At 59.9% G+C, this 13,695-nt stretch carries 10 protein-coding genes; 9 read left to right on the top strand and 1 reads right to left on the bottom strand.

Features of this window, described 5'->3' with window-relative positions; translation table 11 throughout:
• The first annotated feature begins 331 nt into the window (after positions 1-331).
• Positions 332-1,387 carry an FAD:protein FMN transferase gene (locus tag G5137_RS03530; protein WP_421205298.1) on the top strand — a complete coding sequence of 352 codons (1,056 nt, stop codon included), beginning with the start codon at positions 332-334 and terminating at the stop codon, positions 1,385-1,387.
• 61 nt (positions 1,388-1,448) lie between these two features.
• On the opposite strand, the gene G5137_RS03535 is transcribed toward G5137_RS03530, so the two are convergent.
• Positions 1,449-1,874, bottom strand: a complete 426-nt coding sequence (locus G5137_RS03535) for an Hsp20/alpha crystallin family protein (RefSeq protein ID WP_103250619.1) — start codon at positions 1,872-1,874, stop codon at positions 1,449-1,451.
• A gap of 295 nt (positions 1,875-2,169) precedes the next feature.
• On the opposite strand from G5137_RS03535, the gene G5137_RS03540 reads away from it, so the two are divergent.
• From G5137_RS03540 to G5137_RS03575, 8 genes are all read left to right on the top strand, one after another.
• The gene (locus G5137_RS03540) at positions 2,170-3,816 is read left to right on the top strand and encodes a tetratricopeptide repeat protein (RefSeq protein WP_421208669.1); all 1,647 of its coding nucleotides are present in this window, start codon (positions 2,170-2,172) and stop codon (positions 3,814-3,816) included.
• 66 nt (positions 3,817-3,882) lie between these two features.
• Positions 3,883-4,845, top strand: coding sequence for an ion channel (locus G5137_RS03545; protein WP_201937181.1), 963 nt, complete (start codon positions 3,883-3,885; stop codon positions 4,843-4,845).
• Positions 4,846-4,960: 115 nt separating this feature from the next.
• Entirely contained in the window at positions 4,961-5,767 is an 807-nt protein-coding gene (gene xthA, locus G5137_RS03550; RefSeq protein WP_100653387.1) for an exodeoxyribonuclease III, read from the top strand.
• A 371-nt stretch (positions 5,768-6,138) separates the two neighbouring features.
• A complete protein-coding gene (locus tag G5137_RS03555; protein ID WP_408082994.1) occupies positions 6,139-7,296 on the top strand; it encodes an efflux RND transporter periplasmic adaptor subunit in 1,158 nt (385 codons plus the stop codon).
• A 9-nt stretch (positions 7,297-7,305) separates the two neighbouring features.
• Positions 7,306-10,416 carry an efflux RND transporter permease subunit gene (locus tag G5137_RS03560; protein WP_421254927.1) on the top strand — a complete coding sequence of 1,037 codons (3,111 nt, stop codon included), beginning with the start codon at positions 7,306-7,308 and terminating at the stop codon, positions 10,414-10,416.
• 116 nt (positions 10,417-10,532) lie between these two features.
• The gene (locus tag G5137_RS03565) at positions 10,533-11,285 is read left to right on the top strand and encodes a substrate-binding periplasmic protein (protein WP_058055876.1); all 753 of its coding nucleotides are present in this window, start codon (positions 10,533-10,535) and stop codon (positions 11,283-11,285) included.
• A gap of 57 nt (positions 11,286-11,342) precedes the next feature.
• Positions 11,343-11,843, top strand: coding sequence for a hypothetical protein (locus G5137_RS03570; protein ID WP_421254928.1), 501 nt, complete (start codon positions 11,343-11,345; stop codon positions 11,841-11,843).
• Positions 11,844-12,115: 272 nt separating this feature from the next.
• Complete coding sequence (locus G5137_RS03575) at positions 12,116-13,648, top strand: efflux RND transporter periplasmic adaptor subunit (protein ID WP_421254929.1); 1,533 nt, start codon at positions 12,116-12,118, stop codon at positions 13,646-13,648.
• Positions 13,649-13,695: the final 47 nt, after the last annotated feature.

The raw sequence follows: 13,695 nt of genomic DNA on the forward strand, positions 1-13,695 counted from the left end.
TTCTCCTTTGATTGGCAATGGATGGCAACGACTTGGCGGATGCGGCGAACGCTTCGCAAAGATGCCGTCTAAATCGACCTTCATTTTACTCAATTGTTTTCAATCGGCGATGGGTTTTGGCCAAAGCTGCGGGCTAGGTCACCAGACGGTGCTCTACTCGCCACTATCTCCCTCACGGATGGACAATACGACCCGCTCCAGCCACAGGTTCAAAAATGTTTAATTTTTTCTGCCCTTTTCCCTCCGATTGCCCCCATCAGGGCTCGCCCGGCGGGCGCCCCTTGGCTAAGCTAGCGCCCCGATATGAACCTTCTCCAGATGAGAGCGCCGGATGATTGCGATAACCCCCGTGGCGGCCCTGCGCGGCCTGCTGCTGACCCTGCTGCTGGCGCTGGCCGGCTGCCAGCCCACCCCGCCTGCCCAGACCCGTATTCAGGGCAAGACCATGGGCACCTACTATGTGGTGACCCTGAGCGATAGCTACCCCGGTGGGGAGCCCGCCCTCAAAAGCGATGTTGAGAGCCTGCTGGCCCGGATGAACAAGGAGATCTCCACCTACGATCCGGGCTCGCTCATCTCCCGTTTCAATCAGGGGCCCGCCAATACCCCGTTCGCCATCCCGCCCGCCATGGCCATCATAGTCCAGCAGGGGATGGATGCCGGTAAACTGACCAACGGCAAGCTGGATGTGACCGTGGGGCCTCTGGTCAATCTATGGGGCTTTGGCCCGGACAAACGGCCGGTCAAGCGACCCGATGAGGCGGCCATCGCCGCCGCCCGCCACAAGGTGGGCATCGACAAGCTGACCCTGACCCCGCAAGGGGATCACTTCCTGCTCGAAAAAACGATCCCGGCTCTCTATCTCGACCTCTCCACTCTGGGCGAAGGGGCGGCATCGGATGAAATCGCTGCCCTGCTCGAGAGCAAGGGGGTACACAACTACCTGATCGAAGTGGCCGGTGCAGTGCGCAGCAAGGGCCACAACAGCAAGGGTTCACCGTGGAGAGTGGCCATCGTCGAACCTTCCGATCAGCCGGGAGCGTTTTCCGATATCGTCATCCCCAACGGTATGGCGCTCAGCACCGCAGGCAGCTATCGCAACTACTACGAGCTGGATGGCCAGCGTTACTCCCATATCATCGATCCTGCCACCGGCCAGCCGGTCACCCACAAGCTGGTCTCCGCCAGCGTGATCACCCCGACCGCGCTTGAGGCTGACGCCCTCGATACCGCGCTGATGGTGATGGGGCCCGAAGCGGGTATGGCATTTGCCAAACAGCACAAGCTGGCGGTCTATCTCATCATCAAGACCGAACAGGGGTTCAAGGCCAAGTACACGCCCCAATTCGCCCACTATCTGGCGAAGCAACCGACAGAAAAGCACTGATAAACAGAAGGCCCCGATAACGGGGCCTTCTCATTACGGTTGATGATGAACTTGTCACGGGCTATTCGATGGTCACCCGGTGAGGGGCTGGCGTTTCCACCTGCTTGGGCAGTTGCAACGTGAGGATACCGTTCTCGAACCTGGCGCTGACCTTGTCCAGCGCCACCTCGACCGGCAACTCCAGAGTGCGTGAAACACTGCCAAAATAGCGTTCACTGCGCAGTGTTCGCTCATCCTTGTTCTGGCTGTCAAACTGGCGGATCTCCGCTTTCAGCGTCACCTGTTTACCATGGATATCCACATGGATGTCCTCTTTGGCAACCCCCGGCAACTCGGCTTGCAGCACATAGTTGCCATCACTCTCCTTCAAATCCAGCCTGATCTGGCTCGGCAAGGGGTCCCCGTGCAAGGGGCGAATATAGAAGCCGGACGCCATATCGCGAAACAGGTCATCGAACAGACTGGTACGGCTTGGTAGCAAACTCATCTCTGATCCCTCCGTGATTCATGGACTAACAGAGGCAGGCCCTGATACCTGCCTGATGGGGCCTATATGTGACCGGGGCTTGTCGTTGCCCCCTCTATCAGTCTAAAAAGTGTGCCGCGTGCTGCCACCCCATCTGAGCTTTATTTGATATGGATCAACCACATCGCCCTGGCCACCAGGCGCAGAGCGTGACATGGAAACTGAAAGTTGCGTGACAAAAGCACATTGATTGCCACTTGACACGCTTTGGTGGCACACTTTCTCCCATCAACCCGTAGCGCCTCGACCCAGAACAATGCAGACACCGGAAAACGCGTCAGAAAAGAAGAGCCCTGCCAAGCCACAACGCATTCTGATGGTCAATGAGCAGCGCTCGTTTCAGGTGATGATGAAGGCGATGCTGATCAATCTGGGTATCAGCAACATCACCTACTCCAATACCGCCGAGGATGCACGGCGTCGCTGCCAGAAGGGCAGCTTCGACATCTATCTCATCGATTACGATCTGGGGGTCGGCGAAAATGGCCGCCAGTTGCTGGAGAGTCTGCGTGACCAGAGCCTGATCCCGCCCCAGAGCGTGGTGATAATGGTGAGCAGCGACAGCTCCCGCGCCATGGTGCTGAGTGCGCTGGAGGCCGAGCCCGACGAGTACCTGATGAAGCCCTTCTCCCAGGAGCAGTTCTCGTTTCGCCTCAGACGCGCCCTCGCCCGGCGTCATGCCCTGGCACCGGTATTCACCGCCCTGGCCGACAACAACTTCCAGGCTCTCATTACCGCCTGTGCCGAGCGAGCCGATGCGGTGCCCCGTTTTGCCAACTACTGCCGCTGCTTGCAGGCCGATACCCACCTCAAGTTGGGTGAAGCACAGGAGGCTCGCGCCTTGATGCGCCAGCTGCTGGCCGGCCAGGAGAACAGCTGGGCCCGCCTGACGCTGGGCAAGGCGTGCAACACTCTGGGGCTCCATGAAGAGGCGGTCAGCCATCTGCAGGCGACCCTCAAAAATACCCCGCTGATGGTGGAGGCTCACCTCTGGCTGGCGGAATCCCAACTCGCCCTCGGCAATGACGAGCAGGCGCAGCAAGAGCTCAGGCGGGCGGTGGACATCTCCCCCCAGTCGGTGCAACTCTCCCGCCGACTGGCGGAGGTGTGCCTGCTGCGCCACGACTATGCCCAGGCCAAGGATGTGTTGCTGTCGCTGATCGACCTGTCCCGCAACTCCATTCACCGCACCCCCCACTATCTGGGGGCCTATATCCAGACCCTGACCCTCTACGCCCTCAACAGCAACGACAGCTACCACATCGCCAACCTGCAAAAGCAGGTCAATTCGGCCCTGTCGCGCATCCGCGATTCGTTGATGATGTCGGAGTTCAACTACCCGGTGTTCGAGCAGATCTGTCAGGCTCGGGTACAGATCGCGCTGGGCGAGCTGCTCAAGGGCAAGAAGATGCTCTATCGCGCCAACCAGAACTGGCTCGACGAACCGGCCACCATGCCCCCCGCCCTGCTTGGCGAAACCATCCTCGCTCTCTATCAGCTCGGCGAGTTTGAGTACGCCGAGAGCCTGCAGAGCCTGCTGGCGGAGGACGAAGACCGGCTGCTCACCACCTGTATTCAGGCAACCCGGGATGACAAGACGGTACTGGAGCGGCGTCAGCGCTACCAGCAGCTCAACGATCTGGGGATCAAAGCCTATCAGGCCGGGGAGCTTGAACAGGCACTCGGTCACTTCCGCGAGGCCCTGCGCCGCGCGCCCGCCAATACCGGTGCCGCCCTCAACAAGATCCAGGTGTTGCTGCAACTGATGCAGAAAAACCGCAAGAGCCCGGAGTTTGGTGCCGAATGCAAGGAGACCCTGGAGGTACTCGACGGCATCCCCCTCAACCCGGCCCAGCAGGAGCGTTTTCGCAAGCTGCGCCAGGAGTTCAACCAGTTCAGCTAAGACGCCGCCGTGCCCCCTTTTCCCCGCCTATGCTGAAACCAGTTCGGCAATGCGAGGGAAACGAAGATGGCGATGTGTCGTTATCTGGTGGCCGATGGCCGCCACTGCAGTGAAGAGGCTGGCGAGCACGATCTCTGCCACTGGCATGATCCCCACCATACCCATCAGGAAGCCCACACCGCCGAGGCGCTTGAACAGTACGTTCGCGCTGGCGGACTCTGCCACGGCCTGCAGCTGTCACGGGCCAATCTGGCGGGCCTCAATCTGGTCAACAAGGAGTCCGATCAGGGATTTTTGCTGGAGCAGTGCAACCTCTATCGCGCCAACCTGCGCGGTGGTCACCTCTACGGCCTGCGCATGAAGGGCGGCAGCCTGATGAAAGCCGATCTCAGTGATGCCAACCTCCAGTGCGCCACCCTCGATGACGTCAACCTGCTCGGCATCCGCTGGCACAACACCCGGCTCGACAACATGCAGACCGGCAAACGGGTGATGCAGGATCGCAAGGGGCGCCGCGAACGGGATCCCAAACAGGCGCGCATCTGGTTCAAGGAGGCGGAAGAGACCTACCGGGATCTGCGCAAAGCCTCCGAGGCGCAGGGGATCTTCACCATGTCCGGCAACTATATCCAGCAGGAGCTCACCATGCGCCGCCTGCAACTGCCGTTCTGGTCGACCCAGCGTTTTACCTCCTGGGTGGTCGATCTCTTCTGCGGCTATGGCGAGGCCCCGATGAGGGTGGTGCTCTTCTCTCTGCTGCTCATCTTTATCTGCAGCATTTTTTACTTCTTCTGCGGCCTCAACTTCGCGGGTAACTACCTTATCTATCGACCAGAGGCGCCCCTTGAAGAGAACGCCATCTTCCTGCTCGAATGCCTCTACTACAGCGTGGTCACCTTCACCACGTTGGGGTACGGCGACTTCACTCCGGTCGGGCTCTCCAGGATCTTTGCCGCCTTCGAAGCCTTTACCGGCAGCTTCACGCTGGCGCTGTTTGTGGTGGTATTCGTCAAAAAGATGACCCGCTGACGCCTCTCCCTGCCAAGCGGGTCGGCCACTGGTGCTGACCCGCGCCCCGAACTTGCATCCACCGCCGATTCCTAGTCCAATAGCCACTTATAAAAATGACATGAGCATCCCGGACATGAAGATCATCTCTTTCAATATCAACGGCCTGCGCGCCCGCCTGCACCAGCTGCAAGCCATCATCGACAAGCACCAACCCGATGTGATCGGCCTGCAGGAGATCAAGGTACACGACGAGGCTTTCCCGCTGGCCGATGTGGAGGCCATGGGCTATCACGTGGAGTTTCACGGCCAGAAGGCCCACTATGGGGTCGCCATCATGAGCAAGCAGAAGCCGGTCAAGGTGGAGAAAGGCTTCCCCACCGATGACGAAGAGGCCCAGCGCCGGATGATCATGGCGACCTTCGAGCGCGAAGACGGCTCTCTCATCAAGGTGATGAACGGCTACTTCCCGCAGGGTGAAAGCCAGGATCACGAGACCAAGTTCCCGGCCAAGCAGAAGTTCTACGAGGATCTGCAGCACTATCTCGAAACTCATCACACGCCGGACGACCAACTTGTGCTGATCGGGGATATGAATATCTCCCCCACCGATCTCGACATCGGTATCGGCGAAGCGAACCGCAAGCGCTGGCTGCGGGATGGCAAGTGCTCCTTCCTGCCCATCGAGCGCGAATGGATGGAGCGGCTGAAAGGGTTCGGTCTCACCGACACCTTCCGCGCAGCCAACCCTACCGAGTGCGAGCGTTTCTCCTGGTTTGACTACCGATCCAAGGGCTTTGACGAGAATCGCGGCCTGCGCATCGACCTCATCATGGCCTCCGACGCCCTCAAGGACAGCGTGACCGAGACCGGTATCGACTACGAGCTGCGCGGCATCGAGAAACCCTCCGACCACGCTCCCATCTGGGCCTGCTTCGCCTGATTGATTGAGTGCGGGCGAGGGCTCCTCTCGCCCGCCACAATACTCCCCCCCCTTTTTTTCCTCCTGGCTATTGTCATCGTAAGCACTATCCTGTCGGCAACCTCGTTCTCATATGATACTCTTCACTCCATTTTTCAGCAGCAGAACGGCTTCTGTTGTGAAGAACAGAGAGAACTTTTTCGATCAAGCAGCTTGGGTTCAATGTTCATGCTCTATGATTGAAAAACTTCAATAATCCAATGAGTTAATTTGTAATCATGAAGTTAATCACGTCAGCCGAAAAAAAAGGTGTGCATGATGGCCGCAATCGGGCCAACTGGAGTGAAATGATGATGGAGCCAAACACCAGAGCAGGATTATTCAAACAGGGGATGCTCGCTCTGACGCTGGCCGGTGCACTGGCCGGCTGTGGCGGGGAAACAAACCAGACGGCGCAAACCATGCCGGCCGTGCCCGTGGTAGTCAACGAGGCGATCCTGACCGATGTGCCGCTCACCACCGAGATGGTTGGCGAAACTGCCGGCTTTCGCGAGATCGATGTGCGCTCCCGGGTCAGTGGCATCCTGCTCAAGCGCACTTATGTGGAAGGCCAACCGGTTACCGCCGGCCAGCAACTGTTCCTGATCGACCCCGAGCCCTACAAGGTGGCGCTGGAGCAGGCCAAAGGCACCCTGGCCCAGGAGCAGGCCAGACTCAACAAGGCACGCGCCGATCGGGATCGCATCATTCCCCTCTTCAAGCGCCAGGTGGTAAGCCGCAAGGACTATGACGACACCATCGCCAACTATGAAGCGGCCATCGCCAGCCATCAGGCCGCTCAGGCCAAGGTGAAGGAGGCCGAGCTCAACCTCAGCTATACCAAGGTCACTGCCCCCATCAACGGCATGGCGAGCAAGAGCTCCCAGTCCGAGGGGAGCCTTATCTCCACCAGTGGCGACAACGGCCTGCTCACTACCATCACCCAGTTTGATCCGCTCTACGTCAACTTCTCCTACTCGGAGCAGGATCGCCTCGATTTCGAGAACTCGGTCAAGAGAGGGACCATTGAAGCCAAGGACGCCACCAACTGGCGCACCCATATCCGCCTGGCCGATGGTTCTGTCTACCCACAAGCGGGCAAGCTCAACTTCTCCGACAACCGGGTCGATCCCCAGACCGGCACCATCCGTGCCCGCGCCATCTTCGATAACAAGGACGGCGTGCTGCTGCCCGGCCAGTTTGTCCGTATGACCATCGATCTGGGCACCCGCAAGAATGCCATCGTGGTGCCGCCCCGCGCTATCGTCCAGTCCCAAGCTGACCGCATGGTGATGGTGGTCGATGCCGAGAACAAGGTGATCCCCCGTCCGGTCAAACTGGGCCCGGTGGTCTCCGAGGGGGTGCTGATCGACAGCGGCCTCAATGCCGGTGACCGTTACATCGTCGAAGGCTTGATGAAGGCTCGCCCCGGCAGCGTGGTGAAACCTGTCTCTGCCGACGAGATGAAAGCCATCACCGCCAAGATGGTCAGCCACTCAGCGGCCAAGTAAGGAGCTCGTATGTTTTCCAGGTTTTTTATCGAGCGTCCCATCTTCGCCAGCGTGATTTCCATCATTATCGTGCTGGGCGGATTGGCGGCAATGCGCTCGCTTCCCATCGAGCAGTACCCCCAGATCACCCCGCCGGTGGTCTCTGTGACCGCTTTCTATCCAGGGGCCACTCCGGAGGTGATCTCCCAGACTGTCGCCGCACCGCTGGAGCAGCAGATCAACGGCGTCGAGCGGATGATCTATATGCAGTCGGGGTCGGCCTCCAACGGCCAGATGAACCTCAACGTCTACTTCGAGATCGGCACAGATCCGGATCAGGCCACCATCAACGTCAACAACCGGGTATCGGCCGCCATGGCCCAGCTGCCGGAAGAGGTGAAAAAGCAGGGGGTAACGGTCAAGAAGAAATCGACCTCCATCCTGCAGGTGGTCACCCTCCAGTCGCCGAACGGCTCGTTTGATACCACCTATCTGTCAAACTATGCCCTGCTCAACATCATCGACGAGCTCAAGCGGATTCCCGGCATCGGTGATACCACTCTGTTTGGCGGTACCGACTATGCGATGCGCATCTGGTTGCGGCCGGATCGACTGGCCCAGCTCGAACTCACCCCGAGTGATGTGATTAGCGCCATCCGCGAGCAGAACACCCAGTTTGCGGCAGGCAAGATCGGCGCTCAGCCCACCTCGACCCCCATCGACTTCACCTACACGGTGCAGACCAAGGGTCGCCTTGAAGATGTGAAAGAGTTCCAGAACATCATAGTTCGCTCCATGCCCGATGGCTCCAAGATCCGGGTCCGCGATGTCGCCCGGGTCGAGCTGGGGGGCAAGGATTATGATCTGGTGGCCCGCGCCAACGGCAAACCGGCCATCGGTATCGCTACCTATCTGCAGCCCGGTGCCAACGCCGTAGCAGTCGCCGATGCGGTGCACACCACCATGGAGCGGCTCAAGGAGCGCTTTCCGCAGGATATCGAGTACCAGATCCCCTACGACACCACAGAGTTTGTGAAGATCTCCATCGAAGAGGTGGTACACACCCTGTTCGAGGCGATCGTGCTGGTGTTCGTGGTAGTCTACCTGTTCCTGCAGAACTTCCGCGCCACCCTGATCCCCTGTATCGCAGTGCCAGTGTCGCTCATCGGGACCTTCGCCGGCATGCTGGTGCTCGGTTTCTCCATCAACCTGCTGACCCTGTTCGGCATGGTGCTCGCCATCGGTATCGTGGTGGATGACGCCATCGTGGTGCTCGAGAACGTCGAGCGGATCATGAGCGAGAAGAAATGTTCGCCCAAAGAGGCTGCCATCCTCGCCATGCAGGAGGTCTCAGGTCCGGTGGTCGCCATCGTGCTGGTGCTTTGCGCCGTGTTCCTGCCGGTCGCCTTTATGGGTGGCATGACAGGGGTGATGTACAAGCAGTTCGCCATCACGGTCGCGGTCTCGGTGGCCATCTCCGGTCTGGTGGCTCTGACTCTCTCTCCGGCCTTGTGCGCCGTGTTGCTCAAAGAGGGACATCACAAACCGGCCCGTTTCTTCGTCTGGTTCAACGATAAATTTGACCAGCTGACCCGCGGCTATGTACGGGGTGTGGCCTTCCTGAACCGTCGGGTGGGGGTCGCTTTTGCCATCATCGCCGTACTGCTGCTCTCCATCTACGGTCTCTTCCTGAAAGTGCCGGGCGAGCTGGTACCGAACGAAGATCAGGGCTACCTTATCTCCGCCGTCATGCTGCCGGATGCCGCCGCCATGAGCCGGACACAGGCAGTGGCGGATCAGTTCGACAAGCTCGCCATGGCCAATTCCAATGTGAAGGATGTGATCACCTTCTCGGGCTTCGACATCCTCTCCAACGCCATCATCAGCAACAGCGGTCTCACCTTCATTACCCTGAAGGACTGGAGCGAGCGCAAGGGGACAGGCCAGGACTCCTTCGAGCTGGCCAAAACCCTGCAGGGGATGAGCCTGATGGGGCTGGCTGACGGCTTTGTTGCCTCCTTCAACCCGCCCCCCATCCAGGGGATGTCCACCACCGGCGGACTGGAAGGCTACCTGCAAAACCGGGGTTCCGGCAGTGCCCAGGAGTTTTCGGGCGAAGTACAGCGCTTCCTCGCCGCCGCCAAGGAGCGCCCCGAGTTTGCCAGTGTCACATCCACATTCCGTGCCAATGTGCCGCAGGTCTATCTCGACCTGGATCGCGAGAAAGCCAAGGCGCTGGGGCTACCGATCAATGCGGTGTTCGACACCATGCAGGCCACCTTCGGTCAGGTCTATGTCAACGACTTCAACCAGTTTGGCCGAACCTACCGGGTACAGTTGCAGTCCGAAGCGGACTACCGCGCCAAGAAGAGCGATATCCGCAACGTCTACGTGCGCTCCAACACCGGCGAGATGATCCCGCTCAGCAGCCTGGTGACGGTCCGTGATGCCACTGGCCCCGAGCTGGTAGAGCGTTTCAACATCTTCCAGGCGGCCAAGATCATGGCACAGCCGGCACCCGGCTACAGTTCGGGTCAGGCGATCGCCGCACTGGAAGAGGTGGCCAACAGCACCCTTGGCAACGATGCCAAGCTGGAGTGGACCGGTTCCGCCTATCAGGAGAAGGCCTCTGCCGGTAGCGCAGGCATGGCGTTCGGCTTCGGTATTGTGATGATCTTCCTCATCCTGGCAGCCCAGTACGAACGCTGGAGCCTGCCGTTTGCGGTGATCACAGCCGTACCGTTCGCCCTGTTCGGCGCCCTGCTAGCCACCTGGCTGGTAGGACTCACCAACAACGTCTACTTCCAGATCGGGCTGGTGACCCTGGTGGGCCTTGCCGCCAAGAACGCCATCCTGATCGTGGAGTTCGCGGTGATGAAGCACGAGGAGGGGATGAGTCTTATCGAGTCGGCACTGGAGGCGGCGCGCCTGCGTTTTCGCCCCATCGTGATGACCTCGCTGGCCTTCATCCTCGGCTGTGTGCCGCTGGTCACCTCCAGCGGCGCCGGTGCCGCAAGCCGTCACGCTCTCGGCTGGCCGGTCATCGGCGGCATGCTGGCGGCCACCTTTATCGCCATCTTCTTTATCCCGCTCTTCTTCCGCCTCATCATGAAAGGGTCGGAAAAACGCGCCAAGCCGTAACGCTCTCCACGGGCGTTCCACCGATAACAAACTGCCCCCGCCCGTGCGGGGGTATTTTTTTGTCTGCGGTGTGCTTCAATGACACACATCGAGACTTTTTTGCACAGGATCCGGATATGCTGGCTCAGCTCTGGCTCGCGACGACCTTGACGACCACTACCCTCTCCGCCTGTGGTCATCACGATTATCCCCCCTGGAACTGGCTGAGCGATGGCAAGATCATCGGCGTTTGTGCCGAAGTAGTCAGTACCCTCTATCAACGGTTGGGTTTCAATGTGGATCTCTCCTATGTGGGCCCCTGGGCCCGCTGTCAGCAGAAAGTGGCGAAAGGAGAGGTCGACATCAATATCTGTGCGCTGCGCAACGAAGAGAGAGCACACTACTCCCGCTTTACCCGAACGCCCATGGCCATCAATGACATGGCGGTGTTCGTGCGCCAACCCGGCAGCCGCTTGCTGCAGCGACGGGAGGATCTGACCGGACTGCGGGGAGCCATGATGATAGGCGTCAGCCTTGGCAGCGAAATGGATGATTTTTTGCAAGCAAATACCCGCATCTACAGGGTCAACTCCCTCAAGCAGGTATTTGGCCTGCTGGCCAGTGACCGGGTCGACTTCGTTCCCTATGGCCGCTCTTCCGGCCGCCTGTTTTTGAGCGAAAATTACCCGAGCAGCGGAATGGTTGATCTGCAGTGGCCACTGCAGCGCGGTGAGCTCTATATTTCTGTTTCACTACAATCTCCCCATCTTGGCACCCTCGAACAGCTGGAACCCATGCTGCAAGCGCCGGGCATGAGGCAGTGGATAGATCAGCTGCTGGAGAAATACAGCGACATCTATCTGCAACAACAGCGCCAGCCCTCGCCTTGACCTTCTCCCAGAAGCAAGGTTTAGAGTCTGGATACCAGATCCTAAAGGATGACCGGATTGTCACTCACCCAGCTTGCGACAAGATTGCCCTCTGCCCTGCTAGCCCGGCTATTGCTGGCTCTGCTGCTCGTGTGCAATCTGACCCTCTGCATCAGCTGGCATGGTTCTCCCCTCTCCTCCGAGACGACCCAAAGCAGCCCCCTGCCAATGGTGATGTTGGATTCATCCATGGCGATGGCGGATGGCGAGAGCTCTCATGCGATGCCCGCAATGTCTCACCCGAGCGATACCATGGCCCTCTCCTGCCATCAGGGATACGAGGGGTCGGCCATGGGCGATGAGTGCCAGATGCAGACCGGCGTCAATGCCCTCTCCTTCGGCGCGATAGCTCTGCTGGGTGTATTGGTCGCCCTGCTGATCTTCCCCCTGCTACTTGGCAGTAACTTCGCAACTGCACTGCTTGATAACTGGTTGCGGGATCCCTTCCTGCGATCACGCGGTACCCATCCCCCCTCCTGGCCGCGCCGACACCTGATGTTGTCGGTGCTGCGACACTAGAAAGATCTTCTCTTGCGGCAGCGGCAAGCCTCGGCTTGCCCGTCTCCTGCCGCCTTGCCTGACCCTGTGCCCCGGCCAAACCGGCCCGCTCACTGGGAGCCGTGCGCGCTGATACAGCTGCGCCCCGTTTGCCGCCAATCCCTTAGGTGATGCCTTGTCCATCTCCGATCCGGCGGCCTGCACAAGAGAAGAGATATGATGTCACTTGTCCCTGTTACCGGCCTTATCGCCGCCAAGAACTTTGCCACCCTGCCACTAAGTGGGGGTGTGCGATGAGCCAGAAACTGCTGGTATCAGCCCTGCTGCTGGCCCTCGGCGCCGGTGGCGGCTACTGGGCTGCCAAACAGACCACTGCTAGCACCGTGGCCAAGGAGAAGACGCCGCTCTACTGGGTCAACCCCATGGATCCGCGCGACAAGCGCAATGCACCGGCCAAGGACAACATGGGGATGGACTTTATCCCCGTCTATGAGGAAAAACAGGGCGGCTCACCGGGCACTGTCACCATCAGCCCCGAGATCCAGCAGAACCTGGGGGTGCGGCTTGCCAAGGTGGAGAAGCTCCCTATCCACCAGCAGATCGAGACGGTGGGCTACGTCGGTTATGACGAGGACAAGCTGGAGGCGGTCAACGCCCGCATGGCGGGCTGGATCCGCACCCTCGCCATCAAGAGCGAAGGGCAGCAGGTGAGCAAGGGGAGCCTTATTTACGAGCTCTACGCCCCGGATCTGGTCAACGCCCAGCACGAATACCTGCTGGCCCTCAACACTGCCAACCCGCTGCTGCTGCGCGCCGCCGAAGGCAAGCTCAAGTCCCTGCAGGTACCGGCAGATCAGATAGCGGCCCTCAAGCGCACCCGTCAGGTGCAGGAGACGGTGCGTATCTATGCCCCCAGCAGCGGTTATGTCTCCGAGCTGAAGGTGCGCGAAGGCCAGTATGTGGAGCCCGCCGCGGCGCTCTTTAACATCAGCACCCTCAAGCAGGTGTGGGTGAGTGCAGAGGTGTTCGAGCGCCAGGCCGCCCAGCTGAAGGTGGGGGATCCGGTCACCATGACCCTCGACTACGCCCCCGGCCGCAACTGGCAGGGCCGGGTCGATTACCTCTACCCGACTCTGGATGCCACCACCCGTACCCTCAAGGTGCGGCTGCGCTTCGCCAACCCGGACGAGTTTTTGAAACCCAATATGTTCGCCAAGGTGACGATTCAGGCGGGCAAGGGAGAGCCGCAACCGGTGGTGCCGAGCGAAGCGGTGATCCGTACCGGCAGCCAGGACCGGCTGGTACTGGCGCTGGGGGATGGCAGCTTCAAGTCGGTGGCCGTCACTCTGGGTCCCCAGTTTGGCGACAAGGTGGCCATCAAGGAAGGGGTAGAGGCGGGGGATAACATCGTCAGCTCGGCCCAGTTCCTGCTCGACTCCGAGTCGGCCATCGATTCAGACTTCCAGCGTATGACGGCAGTGCGCCCTGCCCAGGTATGGACCCAGGGCGAGGTTGAAAGCATCGATCTGGCCAACCGTACCCTGATGGTCTCCCACCAACCCATCCCCGAGTGGCAGTGGCCAGCCATGGAGATGGAATTCACCGTCGCCGAAGGAGTCGACATCAGCAAGCTGGTCGAGGGACAGACCCTCCATCTGCAGGTGATGCAGGAGGGGGATGAGTACCGCATCACCACCATCCATCAGCAGCAAACGCCAGCAAGCGGTGACACCGCCAAGCCTGCGGCAGATGAGATGGAGAAGATGGAAGACATGGACCATAGCCAGCATCAGATGGCGATGCCCGAGGTGGAGAAGAAATCATGATCCCTTCCATCATTCGCTGCCTGACAGGCAACCGCTCTCCGCTCTCT

It is taken from the genome of Aeromonas sp. 600282, from assembly GCF_049175755.1.
GTDB lineage: Bacteria > Pseudomonadota > Gammaproteobacteria > Enterobacterales > Aeromonadaceae > Aeromonas > Aeromonas veronii_A.

What these genes read in the sequence shown, in the direction of transcription:
- xthA (WP_100653387.1), top strand. Translation starts at nt 4,961, where the DNA reads ATGAAGATCATCTCTTTCAATATCAACGGCCTGCGCGCCCGCCTGCAC.
- G5137_RS03575 (WP_421254929.1), top strand. Translation starts at nt 12,116, where the DNA reads ATGAGCCAGAAACTGCTGGTATCAGCCCTGCTGCTGGCCCTCGGCGCC.
- G5137_RS03530 (WP_421205298.1), top strand. Translation starts at nt 332, where the DNA reads ATGATTGCGATAACCCCCGTGGCGGCCCTGCGCGGCCTGCTGCTGACC.
- G5137_RS03535 (WP_103250619.1), bottom strand. Translation starts at nt 1,874, where the DNA reads ATGAGTTTGCTACCAAGCCGTACCAGTCTGTTCGATGACCTGTTTCGC.
- G5137_RS03565 (WP_058055876.1), top strand. Translation starts at nt 10,533, where the DNA reads ATGCTGGCTCAGCTCTGGCTCGCGACGACCTTGACGACCACTACCCTC.
- G5137_RS03540 (WP_421208669.1), top strand. Translation starts at nt 2,170, where the DNA reads ATGCAGACACCGGAAAACGCGTCAGAAAAGAAGAGCCCTGCCAAGCCA.
- G5137_RS03545 (WP_201937181.1), top strand. Translation starts at nt 3,883, where the DNA reads ATGGCGATGTGTCGTTATCTGGTGGCCGATGGCCGCCACTGCAGTGAA.
- G5137_RS03560 (WP_421254927.1), top strand. Translation starts at nt 7,306, where the DNA reads ATGTTTTCCAGGTTTTTTATCGAGCGTCCCATCTTCGCCAGCGTGATT.
- G5137_RS03555 (WP_408082994.1), top strand. Translation starts at nt 6,139, where the DNA reads ATGCTCGCTCTGACGCTGGCCGGTGCACTGGCCGGCTGTGGCGGGGAA.